Below are 13,704 nucleotides of genomic sequence, written 5' to 3'. Positions count from 1 at the left end.
AGCACAACTATAGCGAAAAAAGCAAGGAGTCGTAGAATTTAATTCAAAATTCCACAACTCCTTGCTCACCAACAGTTAAACGGTCACTTCCGCGTCAGTTGAGCCGCCTCTGGCCCCGGAATAAACTAAACCCCGCTGCATATCCAGCGTCAGCATAGTTCCGTCCCGAATTACCCGCGTGGCATTCTTTACGCCCACCATCACCGGCACGCCCAAGCGCAAACCGATAATCGCGGCGTGAGAAGTCAAACTGTCCTCCTCCGTCACCACACCTGCGGCTTTCCGAATCATCTCCACAAAAGCGACGCTTGTGTGTTCCACTACCAAAATTTCTCCAGGGTGGAAATTGCCTACATCCGCAGCAGTGCGAGCAACCCTGGCCAGGCCACTCACCGATCCCAAACCGACACCGGTGCCTTTGCCTAAAACTGCTGTCACTACCTCAACTTTGATCAAATCCGTCGATCCCGCAACCCCTTGCAGAGTACCGGCGGTCATCACCACTAGATCTCCGTCGGACACTAACTCTTTTTCCTGGGCGACTGTCATGGCAGAGTGAAATGTCTGGCCGGTGGAGGGCAAATCCAGCACCAGCAAGGGTTTTACTCCCCATACTAATTGCAGTTGTCGGGCTACGTCTACGTGAGGAGTAACTGCCAAAATCGGAGTTTTCGGTCGGAACTTCGAGACATTGCGCGCTGTGGCGCCGGTTTTGGTCAGCGTCATGATGGCCGCCGCGTTCAATTGTTCGGAGATTTGGCTGACTGCTTGGCTGATACCGTTGGGGATCGATCGACCAATATCTTCTACATTCCTAATATTCCGCTTAATTCCTTCTCTCTCCATCCGCACCGCAATTCTTGCCATCGTCGCCACCGCTTCGACGGGGAACTTGCCGACAGCAGTTTCATTTGACAGCATCACCGCATCAGTTCCGTCCAGAATCGCGTTTGCCACGTCGGAAATCTCGGCGCGGGTGGGACGAGGATTACTTACCATGCTGTCGAGCATCTGGGTAGCGGTAATTACCGGAATACCCAGGCGGTTGGAGGTAGCAATCAGGCGCTTTTGCAAAATCGGCACGTCTTCGGCGGGTAGTTCCACTCCCAAATCGCCGCGGGCGACCATCACGCCGTTGCAAAGGGTGAGAATTTCCTCCATTTGTTCGATCGCCTCGTGCTTTTCGATCTTGGCAATCACCGGTACTTGCTTGCCCGCACTGGCAATGAGCTCTTTAATTTCGAGCACATCTTGGGGATTCCGCACAAAGCTCAGGGCTACCCAATCGACACCTTGGTCGAGGCCGAACATTAAATCTTTGCGGTCTTTATCAGTCAGCGCTTTAATTGACAGGTAAACTCCCGGAAAATTCACCCCTTTGTTGTTGGAAAGCGGCCCGCCGACTACGACGCGGCAGTACAATTCCCGCGCCGCGCGGTCTACTTTTTCGACCAGCATTTCCACTTTCCCGTCGTCAAGCAGAATTACTGCTCCCTCTGGAACTTCGTCTGCTAGGGGGTCGTAGGTGACGGAAGAAATGAGTTCGGTGCCTGGAACTTGGCGACTGGTGAGAATGAAAGGATCGCCGTTTTTGACAACTATAGAGCCTGTCTCAAAGCGCCCTAAACGAATTTTCGGGCCTTGGAGGTCTTGGAGGATGGCAACCGGCTGGTTGAGTTCAAAGGATGTTTGCCGGATTAAGCGAATGCTGCGCTGGTGGTCTTCTTCTGTTCCGTGGGAAAAGTTGAGTCGCAAAGTTGTGGCACCTGCTTCTATGAGCTGGCGCAGCACTTGTGGGTCAGAAGTTGCTGGGCCAATGGTGGCGACGATTTTAGTCCGGCGTAGGGCTTTTGGCAATTGCATCAGCGGTGTTCTGGGGAGGCAGGTGGATTTCTTGTTTAAATTTCGGCTAACGTTTCATCTTTGCACTACAAGCAATGACGCTAGTCTCAACTCTTAAAAATTTTGATAGTCGTCAAAAAAGTAGGTATTGAACAATATATAGAATATCTGACTTTTTACCGATCGGTAATCTTTTCTTGGGGAGCGCTCTTTTTTGCAAATTTTTCGCTCTCAGGCTTGACATAAATACAGACATACCCATTTATTTTATTTGGTCTGCTGAGCTCTTGTGGCTACTCTAGCACTGGTATCCTTGTACAACAGCAATACTTTTTTGCTTGTGCAGACGTTTGTGTCTGGCGATCGAACTCTGTTCTTTCATAAAACTTTACTATTGTCCGGCTTGTATCTTATACTACGCAAGTGTGAAATATTAAGGAGTCTTAACAAAGATGTCGGAGGCAGGACGGCCGCTGACAGTGCCGAAAGAGTTTCTGAGTCCTCCCGGTGACTTCAATCCGACACTGCTGCTGTTTTTGAGTGCAGTAGTGATTATCGTGATTTCTAACTTGGGTTTCTGGTGCTGGGGATGGCCGCAGTGGTGCTGTTTTACGCTGAACGTGTTGGCTTTGCACATGGCTGGAACTGTGATTCACGATGCGTCTCACAATGCGGCCCATCGCGATCGCACGATCAATGCTATTTTGGGACACGGTAGCGCGCTGATGTTGGGTTTTGCTTTTCCGGTGTTTACACGGGTACATATGCAGCATCACGCCCATGTCAATGACCCAGATAACGATCCAGACCATTATGTTTCTACGGGCGGGCCTTTGTGGTTGATTGCTGCGAGGTTTTTTTACCACGAGATTTTCTTTTTTAAGCGCAAACTGTGGCGGAAATACGAATTATTGGAATGGTTTCTCAGCCGTTTGTTTGTGATCGCGATCGTGTATATCTCGATTCAATACGGCCATTTAGATTACGTCCTGAATTTTTGGTTTTCTCCGGCTTTGGTGGTGGGGTTGGCCTTGGGGTTATTTTTTGATTATTTGCCGCACCGTCCGTTTCACGAGCGCGATCGCTGGAAAAATGCCAGAGTATATCCGAGTCCGATTCTGAATATCTTAATTTTGGGGCAGAATTATCATCTGATCCATCACTTGTGGCCTTCGATTCCTTGGTACAATTACAAGCCTGCTTATGAGGCTGTCAAGCCGCTGTTAGATGAAAAGGGTTCTCCTCAAACTTTGGGAATATTGGAAGGGAAAAAGGACTTTTGGAGTTTTATATATGACATTTTTTTAGGGATTAGGCTGCATCACAAGAAAGCGTCTGATTGACAAAAAACCCGGCTTCTCAAAGAAACCGGGTTTTTTTCTAATAAAAGCTTTTAAGCATATATCCCCAGGGCAGGTTTTGTCCTGTATCAAGTCCCGTCGTAAAAAATAAACCCACCTGTAATGGTGAGTTAACTTTTAAATCAAGCCCAAAGTGAATCTATTATTTTTCCCCAGCCACCGCCACCGCTAAATTCCTATCGGGACGCAAATTTTGAGCTCCCCGCAAATAAGGATGATAAATTTCAGTATGTGCCGGCCAATTGACGTGAATTAAAAACCGAATGCAGCGTTCCAAAGCACCTTCAACGTGCATTTGCTGTACGTCCAACAAAGGAACATTGCACCAGTGAGAACGTTCGCGGGCGATCGCGGCCGGAAACACAGCATCTAAATCGCGAGTAGCAGAAAACGTAGCACTAATAATTAAATCTGGATTTATATCATTTTTTGCTTCTAATTCATCTAACAATTCTCTCACCGCTTCTCGAATTGCTGCCACCGAATTCTCGCTAGCAGTTGTTGCCCCACGAATCCCCCGCACTTGCCACTCCACGCAAATTTCCTCCATATTTTTGTTATTAGTCATTAGTCAGTTGTCAGTTGCTAGTTGTCAGTTGCTAGTTACAATTACCCATTACTAATTACCAATTACCACTGTCAACTGACTACTGCCAACTGCCAACTGACTATTTAATCACGGGCGATACATCCACAGCGGCAAACCGCTAGTAGAAAGCTCGAATTCCAGCAAATTATTGTAAGCTGAAAGCCCGGATATATCCAGACTACTCCCCAAGACACGATTTAGGAAAGGTTTTTGTTTTTCTAGCGTGCAAGACTCGGTTTTTTCCGGGTCGAGGCCTGCGAGTTCGGCGGCAAGGCGGCGAGCGTCCTCTTCTGTTCCCAGTCGATCGACCAAACCCAATTCTAAGGCTTGCTGACCGGTAAAAACCCGACCATCGGCAAAACTTTTCACGTTTTCAACGGTCAATTTCCGGGCTTCAGCAACGGTTCCCACGAATTGCTGGTAGCTGGTGTCGATCAAGTCTTGCAGAATTTGCTGTTCAGGATCTGTCAATTCTCGATCGAATGCCAAGATATCTTTATACGGCCCCGATTTAATCACCTGAAAAGAAACGCCTACTTTTTCTAACAGCCGTTCTAGATTGTTGCCCCGGATAATCACACCAATGCTGCCAGTAATTGTACCGGGATTGGCAACGATATGCTCGGCTCCCATGCCGATGTAAACTCCGCCAGAAGCTGAAATATTGCCGAAACTGGCGACAATTTTGACTTTTTCGCGCAAACGCTTGAGTGCGCTGTAAATTTCCTGGGAATCGCCGACAGTGCCGCCGGGGCTGTCTATCCGCAGCAGCAAGGCGGGAAATTTGCGTTCTTCAACGGTTTTGAGAGCTTCTAGGACTCGTTTACGGGTTTCTCCGGCAATGGCGCCGGTGATTTCGATACGGGCGATTTGTTTGCGGTAGCGAGGCTTGAATGGCCAAATCATGGGCAGTGTACAGGCAATGTTACGGATTTTTGTAGCTAACTTCTTATAGTGTGCCTTATTCATCGGGGTAGATGTTGTGCCTGTGTTCGCAACAGGCTTTCCGGCCTGTTCCACAAGAAAATTCTCGATTGTGGAACAGGCCGGAAAGCCTGTTCATAATTGCCGAGATTTGTGCGATCGCACTTAACCCAACACCAATATATAATTGTAAAAATTGCTTAACAAATCTACATCATTTTCCTGAGAGCCACTCTCATCAATTATTTGGAGTCTCCGCCATGCAGCTAAAGCTTACCGATTCAAAACTGCCTTTTGCCCCGCTGTTGCTGATTGCACCGTTTTTCCTGTGGGGAACCGCGATGGTAGCCATGAAGGGCGTGATGCCGCACACAACGCCGCTGTTTGTGGCATTCGTGCGTTTAGTACCTGCGGGCGTGTTGGTGCTGCTGGCGGCGGCATTCATGGGCAAACCGCAGCCGCAGGGTTGGAAAGCTTGGCTGTGGATTTCGCTGTTTGCTTTGGTTGACGCTACTTTGTTTCAAGGCTTTTTAGCCGAAGGTTTGGCGAGAACCGGTGCGGGCTTGGGTTCGGTGATGATTGATTCTCAGCCGCTAGCTGTGGCGATTTTATGTTTGTGGCTATTTCAAGAAAAAATTGGTTTTTGGGGCTGGTTGGGATTAGTGATTGGCGTAGTCGGCATCAGTTTAATTGGGTTGCCGGATGGCTGGATTTTGGGGCTTTTTCATCCTGAAAACAGGCAAGTTTCTGCGGGTATCGAACAGTTGTTTCAGGGGGGAGAATGGTTGATGCTGTTGGCTGCTTTGTCGATGGCTGTGGGTACGGTTTTGGTGCGCTGGGTTTGCCGGTATGTTGACCCGGTAGTGGCGACGGGCTGGCACATGATTTTGGGCGGTTTGCCGCTGTTGGCAATTTCGGCTGCAACTGAGTCTGATCAGTTTGTGAATATTGATTTTTCCGGCTGGATGGCGTTAGGTTATTCTACTGTGTTCGGAAGTGCGATCGCCTACGGTTTATTCTTTTATTTTGCTTCGAGTGGCAGTCTAACAAGTTTAAGTTCTCTTACCTTTCTTACGCCTGTATTTGCTTTGCTGTTCGGCAATTTGTTTTTGGGCGAAGTTCTCAATCCGCTGCAATCGATGGGGGTGGGGCTGACTTTGGTTAGTATTTATTTGATTAATCAGCGGGATACTTTGGGTGAGAAATTGCGAAAAGTGCGGCACGGTGAAGCGAGTGCTGAAGTTGAAGCAACAGGATTGTTAGAGTCTTCTGAGTTGAATTCTGTAGAATTGCCGGTGCAGGTGCGGGTAGGCGAAATGGAATCGGAAGTTTAGCAGGTGGAGTTTATGGAGAATTGGGAAACTTTACCACTCGTCTTCTAAAGGAATAACAATTTTTTTGCTTTCAATCTCTACTACAAAATTTGTCAAACTGGGATTGTGTTGGTAACAAGCCATCAAATCCTTATGCTTGCGATATTGTTTGGAAATGTCCCGATAATATTCAGGCTTTTTGGCGTCAATTGTAAAATCATGTTTCTTTACAAGCTCCTTATTTAACGTTTCTAAACACTTTTTGAATTTAGACTTTTTGTTGTCTTTATAATACAGTGGCAGCAACCAACACTCAATAGAGTGTACTGAGATAGCCCAAATGATTCGCTGTTGACATTGACTGTAGAAATCTTCGCCAATTTCTTGTTTGAACTTTTCAATAACTTTGCCAATCAACTCTTGAGGAGTAAATTCACCATTTTCGTCTTGCTGTGGGATACCATAATCTTGTGAAACATCCGTGTCTATTTGGATAATGATATAGTCATTAAATTGAAACGACTCTTTAAAATCTCTTAAACGGCAATAAGCAAAGACTTGACTCCAACTACCATAACCTTTAAATTTATTTTCATCATCTTTATCTCTTTCTGGTTGTAGTGGGTTAATCGTTAGATCGGGATTCTTGAAATATCCTGCTAAAATATTTTCAATCACAATCTGGTCAGTCAATCCCTCAGTAATTAATCCAAAACTAATCATATTAAAAATTCTTAGGAAGCCCTCCGATATAGCCTCTCAAAAAAGCCTCGGATAATTTTACAGGTTCCTGTCCTTCGAGAGGTTCAGGTTTGAGAATGCGTCTAGCTTTAGTATGCCCTAATTGGTTGCGGTAGATCACAAACAGCCGCTGTTCATCATCATCTAAATCCAAACCGTCCAAAACAGCCGGGTTGTGAGTTGTAAATATAACTTGTTTGTCGTGTTTTTTTGCGAGTTGTTCTAATTCTTGGATTAAGCGACGACATAATCTGGGGTTGAGGGAAGCGTCAATGTTATCAATTGCAAAAAATTTAGGTGTGATATCGCTAATGAACAAGGCAAAGTAAAAGAGTAAAAATAAAAAGCCTTCATTAGAGCTTTTTTGGTCTAAGTAAGTTAAATTTTTATCTAAATATCTATCTTTAATTTGGAGAGAGTTTTGAATATTTGATAAATTTGGAGGAGCTTCAAAATCTTGAAACCAATCTATCAGTTGCAGCTTTTTTTTAATTTCATTAAGCTGCTGCTGGTTATCTGAACTCAAAAATTTTAAAAGTTTAAACAAACCTTCTCCATTAATGCCTAATGGTTGAATTTGACCTTCTTTTTCAAAAGTTCGTAAGGCTTGGTTTTCCGGAGAGTAAATTATAAATTTTTTTAAAAAAAGTATTTGGTAAGCCTGATGTTTAAAAATTTTATTTTTTTCTATATGGGTGTCAGTATAATAACTGGCAAAATCGTAGACTGGAGTATAAGAACTATAATAATTGCTGTCATTAAGCCACTGAGAATAGGGAGAGTTATCATTTTGTAAACGAAACTTAAATTCTTGTCCATCATTCCATCTTAAGTCAATTTTGATATCTTTAACCAAATTTTCCATTTCAAAGGCCGATCGCATTAATTGAGGTTCTGTCACTCTGATGCCCCGAGAAGCTAAAAACTCGTTATCCAGCTTGTCATCAGCCGCCGCAGAAGCCAGGGCGATCGCCTCTAGGATATTACTCTTACCGCAACCATTTTCACCGATCAATACAGTTACTCGTCCTAATTCTAGCTTCAGCTTTTGAATGGACTTATAATTTTCGATTCTGACTTCTCCAATCATAATTTAATCCAATATAATCTTAGTGTACTCATTGTATCTCCGATCGCATGAATCTCAAAGAACGCTTGCACAGCCATCTGATTCAAATTGTACGCGATCGCAATCCATACCTCGCATCCGAAGGGCATTTTTATGCCCAGCAATACATCCGCGAACAGTTGGCACAGTGGGGAACTGTAGAAATTGACGATTTTGCGGTGCGCGGCCGAATTCATCACAATTTGATTTTGGATTTACCCCCCTCCGATCCGGCGGTTAAGAAGCGGTTGCCGCCGATCGTAATTGGTGCTCATTACGATACTGTACCCGGATCACCTGGGGCAGATGATAATGCTACTGGTGTTGCTGTTTTGCTGGAACTCGCAAGGGATATCGCATCTGGACCGCTCAAATATCCAGTGCAATTAGTCGCCTTCGATATGGAAGAATACGGTTATTTGGGAAGCAGTCATCATGCAGCTAAATACAAGCAACAGCAAAAGTCAATCCGGTTAATGATTTCTTTGGAAATGTTGGGTTATTGCAACCATAATCCTAATTCTCAAAGCTATCCCGCTGGCTTGAAATATTTTTATCCAAATAGTGGTAATTTTATTGCTTTAATTGGCACTTTGCGGACGGTTCCCGATTTGATTAATTTGAGTGGCCAAATTCGCAAATCTGGTCAGCCCTGCGAGTGGCTGCCGGTGCCGAATCGAGGTTTAATTGTGCCGGATACTCGCCGCAGCGATCATGTTCCTTTTTGGGATAATGGTTATCCGGCTATTATGGTGACTGATACTGCTAATATGCGAAATCCGCATTATCATCGAGAAAGCGATAGGATTGAGACTTTGGATTTGGATTTTCTGGCTGGTGTTTGTCAGGGGCTAGTCAAGGGAATTCGACATCTATAATTAACACGATCGAGCGCCTGCTAGTTTGAGCGACCAGAAATTATGACTTTTATGACCAGAAGTTATGAGCTTTATGAATTGACTCGAACAGAAGTTTGTTGAATACTTGTAAATTAATCAAGCAAAAATTTCAAAAAAAAGAGATATGAATCCTACTTCTCCCGATCGCACTCGCTGGCAATTTTGGATCGATCGCGGCGGCACTTTTACCGATATTGTCGCCAACAGCCCCGACGGTAAATTAGTCATTCACAAGCTGCTGTCGGAAAACCCAGAACGCTACACAGACGCAGCAGTGCAAGGAATTCGCGACATTTTGGGAATTGCCGCCGACGCAGCTATACCCGCCGCCGAAATTGAAGCGATTAAAATGGGGACGACGGTGGCGACAAATGCTTTGCTGGAACGAAAGGGCGATCGCACAATTCTGTTAATTACTAAAGGTTTCCGCGATGCGCTGAGAATTGGCTATCAAAACCGCCCCAATATTTTCGCGCGCCACATTGTTTTGCCCCAGATGCTGTACGATCGAGTTATTGAAGTTGCAGAACGCTACAGCGCTCAAGGTGAGGAGTTAACTGCTGTCAATCCCGAGTTTATCCCGTCTTTGCAGCAAGCATACGATGAGGGAATTCGCAGTTGTGCGATCGTATTCATGCACGGCTACCGCTACTCGGAACACGAAAAACAAGTTGCTAAAATAGCGAAAGAAATTGGCTTTACTCAAATTTCAGTATCTCACGAAGTTAGCCCGCTGATGAAATTAGTTTCGCGGGGAGATACTGCGGTTGTCGATGCTTATTTATCTCCGATTTTACGTCGATACGTCGAACAAGTAATCAGTCAGTTAATCGAGGCCGATTCCGGGAACGAGGGATTATTAATGCCCAATGCCCAATTCCCAATTCCCAATTCCCAATTCCCCAAATTAATGTTCATGCAATCGAATGGCGGCTTAGTGGACGCGGCACAATTTCAAGGAAAAAACAGTATTTTATCCGGGCCTGCTGGGGGAATTGTCGGTGCTGTTCAAACCAGCAAAAAGGCAGGTTTTGATAAAATTATTACCTTTGATATGGGCGGAACTTCGACAGATGTTGCCCATTTTAACGGCGAATACGAACGCGAATTTGAGACAGAAATTGCTGGGGTGAGATTGCGATCGCCCGTGATGGCAATTCACACTGTAGCAGCCGGCGGCGGTTCAATAGTCTTTTTTGACGGGGCTCGCTACCGCGTCGGGCCGGAGTCTGCAGGGGCCAATCCTGGGCCCGCTTGCTATCGCAAAGGCGGCCCCTTGACGGTGACTGATTGTAATGTGATGTTGGGTAAAATTCAACCGGATTTTTTCCCGAAAGTATTTGGATTGAATGGAGATTTGCCGATCGCCCCTGACGTAGTAAAGCAAAAATTTGTGCAATTAGCGGGGGAAATTGGGGGCGATAGAACGGCCGAAGAGGTGGCGGAGGGTTTTTTGGCGATCGCGGTGGAAAAGATGGCAAATGCTGTCAAAAAAATCTCGCTTCAGCGCGGTTACGATGTTTCGGAGTATACATTGTGCTGTTTCGGCGGTGCGGGCGGCCAACACGCTTGTGCGATCGCCGATGCTTTGGGGATGAAACGGGTGTTTATTCACCCTTATGCGGGTGTGTTGTCGGCTTACGGTATGGGTTTGGCTGATGTGCGGGCTATTCGTGAAAGGGCGATCGAGCAACAATTAAGTCTCGAATTAATTACTGATTTACATCATATTTTAACTGCATTGGAGGCTGAGGGGAAGAGGGAATTGAACCGCAGAGGCACAGAGAATGCAGAGAATGAGTCAGAGGTTTTAGTTATTAGGAAGCTGCGCTTAAAATATCAGGGAAGTGACTCGGTTTTGGCGGTAGATTTTGCTGACAATATTGAGGTCATGCAGGCTGAATTTGAATCAGCACACCGACAGCGTTACAGTTTTATTATGCCCGAAAAACCGCTGATTGTGGAAGCGGTTTCTGTGGAAGTTGTAGAAAGAATGGATGTGCCGGAAGCATCCACAATTTCCCCCTCTGGTGGCACGGGTATCTTGCCTGTGCAACCAATTTCAACGGTGCAAATGTATGTTGCTGGCGGGTGGCAGGAAACGCCTGTTTATCAGAGAGACGATTTGCGATCGGGCGACTGCATAGAAGGCCCTGCTATGATTGTTGAAGCTACGGGAACTAATATTATAGAACCGGGCTGGGAAGGGGAAATCACCGAAAATAATGATTTAATTTTGAACCGCAGATGCACGCAGATGGACGCAGATAATATCCGCGTTGATTCGCGTTTATCTGCGGTTAAGTCAGATCCGGTTTTGCTGGAAATTTTTAATAATTTGTTTCGGGCGATCGCCGAACAAATGGGCGTCACATTGCAAAACACAAGTTCCTCAGTCAACATCAAAGAACGTCTCGACTTTTCCTGTGCAATTTTCGACAAAAACGGGCAATTAGTTGCCAACGCGCCGCACATTCCCGTACATCTGGGTTCGATGAGCGAAAGCGTTGAAGCTTTAATTTTAGCACAAGGCAATGCGATTCAACCGGGCGATGTTTATGTTTCTAACAATCCCTACAACGGCGGCACGCATTTACCAGATATCACCGTTATTACTCCAGTATTTGATGGTGATTCCTCCCTTCCTTTGTTTTATGTTGCCTCGCGGGGACACCACGCTGACATCGGCGGCATTACTCCCGGTTCCATGCCTCCTAACAGTACAACAGTAACTGAAGAAGGTGTATTGCTTGACAATTTATTGTTAGTAAGCGAGGGCAATTTTCGAGAAAAAGAATTACTAGAACTTCTGACAGCGGGGAATTTTTTTGTTCGCAATTCCGCTCAAAACATAGCCGATTTGCAAGCACAAATTGCTGCTAACAAGCGCGGCGCAGAAGAACTTCTCAAGATGGTAGAACATTATGGATTAGAGACTGTGCAAGCTTATATGGGCTTTGTGCAAGACAATGCTGAGGAGTCAGTGCGGCGGGTAATTGATGTTTTGCAAGATGGCGAGTTTACTTATCCGATGGATAGTGGCGGACAAATTAAGGTAGCGATTACAATTGACAAATCTGCGCGCAGTGCAAAAATAGATTTTACAGGCACTTCTGCTCAACAATCCAACAATTTTAATGCTCCCGCAGCCGTGTGCAAAGCTGCTGTTTTGTATGTTTTCCGCACGTTGGTAGATGACGATATTCCTCTAAATGCGGGCTGTTTGAAACCTCTCGAAATCATCAATCCCGAAGGCTGTATGCTGAATCCTCGCTATCCAGCGGCGGTGGTTGCAGGTAATGTGGAAACTTCGCAGAATATTACCGATGCTTTGTATTGCGCTTTGGGAGTGATGGCTGCTTCTCAGGGAACTATGAATAATTTTACCTTTGGAAATCAGCGCTATCAATATTATGAAACTATTTGCGGCGGTGCGGGTGCGGGTGCAAGTTTTGATGGTACGGATGCGGTTCAAACCCACATGACTAATTCGCGTTTAACTGATCCTGAAGTATTAGAATGGCGGTTCCCGGTGTTGTTGGAAAGTTTTGCAATTCGGGCTAATAGCGGCGGGAATGGATATCATCGTGGCGGTAATGGAGTGGTACGCAGGGTGCGGTTTCGGGATGCGATGACTGCTGGTATTTTATCGGGCCGGCGTGTGATTTCTCCTTGCGGTTTGAATGGGGGTGAAGCGGGGAAAGTTGGACGGAATTATGTTGAAACCGTTGATGGAAAAGTTGAGGATTTGGGGAGTACGGCGAGTGTGGAAATGCAGCCGGGGGATGTGTTTGTCATTGAGACTCCGGGGGGCGGAGGATATGGTTATTTATAGTAGTAATATCAACTCCGGTAGCAGCAGAATTAATATTACCCACAGTCAGGACACGGCAGTGCCCTGTCCTCGGCATCATCCTGATGCTACCGGAAACGATATAAGTAAGCCATAGCTTTTAATTTATCGTGATGAACCGACACGCATTGTTCTGGTGAAGATTCTTTTTTAGGGGAAGTAATATAGCCAGAGTTTTTGATAACTTTTCTGAGGTGTGAAAAGCTCGCTCGCACAAGTGAAAAGTATATATTATCTTGAAAGAGGGACAAAATGCCAGAAATACCGCTCTGCTGGCACCGCACCGCTAAAAAATGGCCCTCAACTCTGGAATGTCGATCGACAAATCGTGTAGAATCGGGCTGCACCCGCATTTATTCTCCAAACCTTTCCAGAACAATTGTGCAAACACCTAATTTTTCCGAATTCAACCATCCTGTGGTCAAATCCCTGTTTCACCACAGCGACCAGGAATTATTGACTCTGTTTCAAAACCATCCCGATCAGGGTAGGTTCTTCACGGCGATTTTTTGCCGCTACGCTCAAATTGTACACTCCCTGATTCGCCATTCCGTACGATCGCCCGTACAAGGCGATTACCTGTTTGCCCACACTTGGCTGCACATCTATCACGAACTCCGAGGCCTCGATTTGCGCCGCGAAATCCAAGAGTCTGATGGCGGAAATCTCAGTCTCCAAAACTGGCTGATTAATGTCACCGCCGTCTGCATCAATCAAGCGGAATTGCCCCCTGTTGAGTCGATTCACTACTCTTTACAATCGGCTCCGCCTCCCCTATGGTGTTACGTCAAACAAGCCTTAGAATTGTTAGCGCCGCTGCCGCGTTTAGTGGTGTTGATGGCTCAGACTTTCCGCTGGAGCGAAACTCGAATTGCAGCTTATTTGCAAGCAGAAGGCGAAGCTATTTCGCCAGCTCAGGTAAAGGCTTTACTGCAAAAAGGATATCAAACTTTAGAATCAAATTTGCCGGAGGATATTCGGGCTATTTATCTCGATGAAAATCTCGATTATCAAGAAGCACTTGTCTAGATATACACCATATAAATCCGCCCTTTCTAGTTGTAGGGGCGGGTT

The 13,704-nt window shown here is 45.7% G+C and carries 10 protein-coding genes; 5 read left to right on the top strand and 5 right to left on the bottom strand.

What is annotated here, in order from left to right; genetic code table 11:
* Positions 1 to 75 precede the first annotated feature (75 nt).
* Positions 76 to 1,863: a pyruvate kinase gene (pyk, locus tag QUA07_RS00955; RefSeq protein ID WP_333321717.1), complete on the bottom strand. Its 1,788-nt coding sequence runs from the start codon at positions 1,861 to 1,863 to the stop codon at positions 76 to 78.
* Positions 1,864 to 2,294: 431 nt separating this feature from the next.
* Between pyk and crtR the strand changes: the two genes are divergently transcribed.
* Entirely contained in the window at positions 2,295 to 3,185 is an 891-nt protein-coding gene (crtR, locus tag QUA07_RS00950; RefSeq protein WP_333321716.1) for a beta-carotene hydroxylase, read from the top strand.
* A 160-nt stretch (positions 3,186 to 3,345) separates the two neighbouring features.
* Here crtR and aroH read toward each other — a convergent pair whose 3' ends face one another.
* Together aroH and sppA are read right to left on the bottom strand one after the other, a co-directional pair.
* Entirely contained in the window at positions 3,346 to 3,771 is a 426-nt protein-coding gene (aroH, locus tag QUA07_RS00945) for a chorismate mutase (RefSeq protein ID WP_333321715.1), read from the bottom strand.
* A 108-nt stretch (positions 3,772 to 3,879) separates the two neighbouring features.
* Positions 3,880 to 4,698 (bottom strand): signal peptide peptidase SppA, encoded by an 819-nt coding sequence (sppA, locus tag QUA07_RS00940; protein ID WP_333321714.1) that lies wholly within the window; start codon positions 4,696 to 4,698, stop codon positions 3,880 to 3,882.
* 278 nt (positions 4,699 to 4,976) lie between these two features.
* On the opposite strand from sppA, the gene QUA07_RS00935 reads away from it, so the two are divergent.
* Positions 4,977 to 6,050: a DMT family transporter gene (locus QUA07_RS00935; RefSeq protein WP_333321713.1), complete on the top strand. Its 1,074-nt coding sequence runs from the start codon at positions 4,977 to 4,979 to the stop codon at positions 6,048 to 6,050.
* Between the two features lie 30 nt (positions 6,051 to 6,080).
* Here QUA07_RS00935 and QUA07_RS00930 read toward each other — a convergent pair whose 3' ends face one another.
* Entirely contained in the window at positions 6,081 to 6,752 is a 672-nt protein-coding gene (locus tag QUA07_RS00930) for a phage tail protein (protein WP_333321712.1), read from the bottom strand.
* Between the two features lies 1 nt (position 6,753).
* Positions 6,754 to 7,860: an AAA family ATPase gene (locus QUA07_RS00925; protein WP_333321710.1), complete on the bottom strand. Its 1,107-nt coding sequence runs from the start codon at positions 7,858 to 7,860 to the stop codon at positions 6,754 to 6,756.
* 47 nt (positions 7,861 to 7,907) lie between these two features.
* On the opposite strand from QUA07_RS00925, the gene QUA07_RS00920 reads away from it, so the two are divergent.
* The 3 genes from QUA07_RS00920 (at position 7,908) to QUA07_RS00910 (ending at position 13,659) form a co-directional block, all read left to right on the top strand.
* The gene (locus QUA07_RS00920) at positions 7,908 to 8,756 is read left to right on the top strand and encodes a M28 family peptidase (protein ID WP_333321706.1); all 849 of its coding nucleotides are present in this window, start codon (positions 7,908 to 7,910) and stop codon (positions 8,754 to 8,756) included.
* Between the two features lie 145 nt (positions 8,757 to 8,901).
* On the top strand, positions 8,902 to 12,612 hold the full coding sequence (locus QUA07_RS00915; RefSeq protein WP_333321705.1) for a hydantoinase B/oxoprolinase family protein: 3,711 nt from the start codon (positions 8,902 to 8,904) through the stop codon (positions 12,610 to 12,612).
* Positions 12,613 to 13,011: 399 nt separating this feature from the next.
* A complete protein-coding gene (locus QUA07_RS00910) occupies positions 13,012 to 13,659 on the top strand; it encodes a sigma-70 family RNA polymerase sigma factor (RefSeq protein WP_333205972.1) in 648 nt (215 codons plus the stop codon).
* The last annotated feature ends 45 nt before the right edge of the window (positions 13,660 to 13,704 follow it).

It is taken from the genome of Microcoleus sp. T3_A4, assembly GCF_036700465.1.
Lineage (GTDB): Bacteria > Cyanobacteriota > Cyanobacteriia > Cyanobacteriales > Microcoleaceae > Microcoleus.
The sequence above is the reverse complement of the archived record's forward strand: the minus strand, read 5'-3'. Positions and strand labels throughout refer to the sequence as shown.

Bases quoted from the DNA above. Each gene is read 5' to 3' on its own strand.
- QUA07_RS00930 (WP_333321712.1), bottom strand. From the start codon at position 6,752: ATGATTAGTTTTGGATTAATTACTGAGGGATTGACTGACCAGATTGTG.
- QUA07_RS00925 (WP_333321710.1), bottom strand. From the start codon at position 7,860: ATGATTGGAGAAGTCAGAATCGAAAATTATAAGTCCATTCAAAAGCTG.
- QUA07_RS00915 (WP_333321705.1), top strand. From the start codon at position 8,902: ATGAATCCTACTTCTCCCGATCGCACTCGCTGGCAATTTTGGATCGAT.
- pyk (WP_333321717.1), bottom strand. From the start codon at position 1,863: ATGCAATTGCCAAAAGCCCTACGCCGGACTAAAATCGTCGCCACCATT.
- QUA07_RS00935 (WP_333321713.1), top strand. From the start codon at position 4,977: ATGCAGCTAAAGCTTACCGATTCAAAACTGCCTTTTGCCCCGCTGTTG.
- sppA (WP_333321714.1), bottom strand. From the start codon at position 4,698: ATGATTTGGCCATTCAAGCCTCGCTACCGCAAACAAATCGCCCGTATC.
- QUA07_RS00920 (WP_333321706.1), top strand. From the start codon at position 7,908: ATGAATCTCAAAGAACGCTTGCACAGCCATCTGATTCAAATTGTACGC.
- aroH (WP_333321715.1), bottom strand. From the start codon at position 3,771: ATGACTAATAACAAAAATATGGAGGAAATTTGCGTGGAGTGGCAAGTG.
- crtR (WP_333321716.1), top strand. From the start codon at position 2,295: ATGTCGGAGGCAGGACGGCCGCTGACAGTGCCGAAAGAGTTTCTGAGT.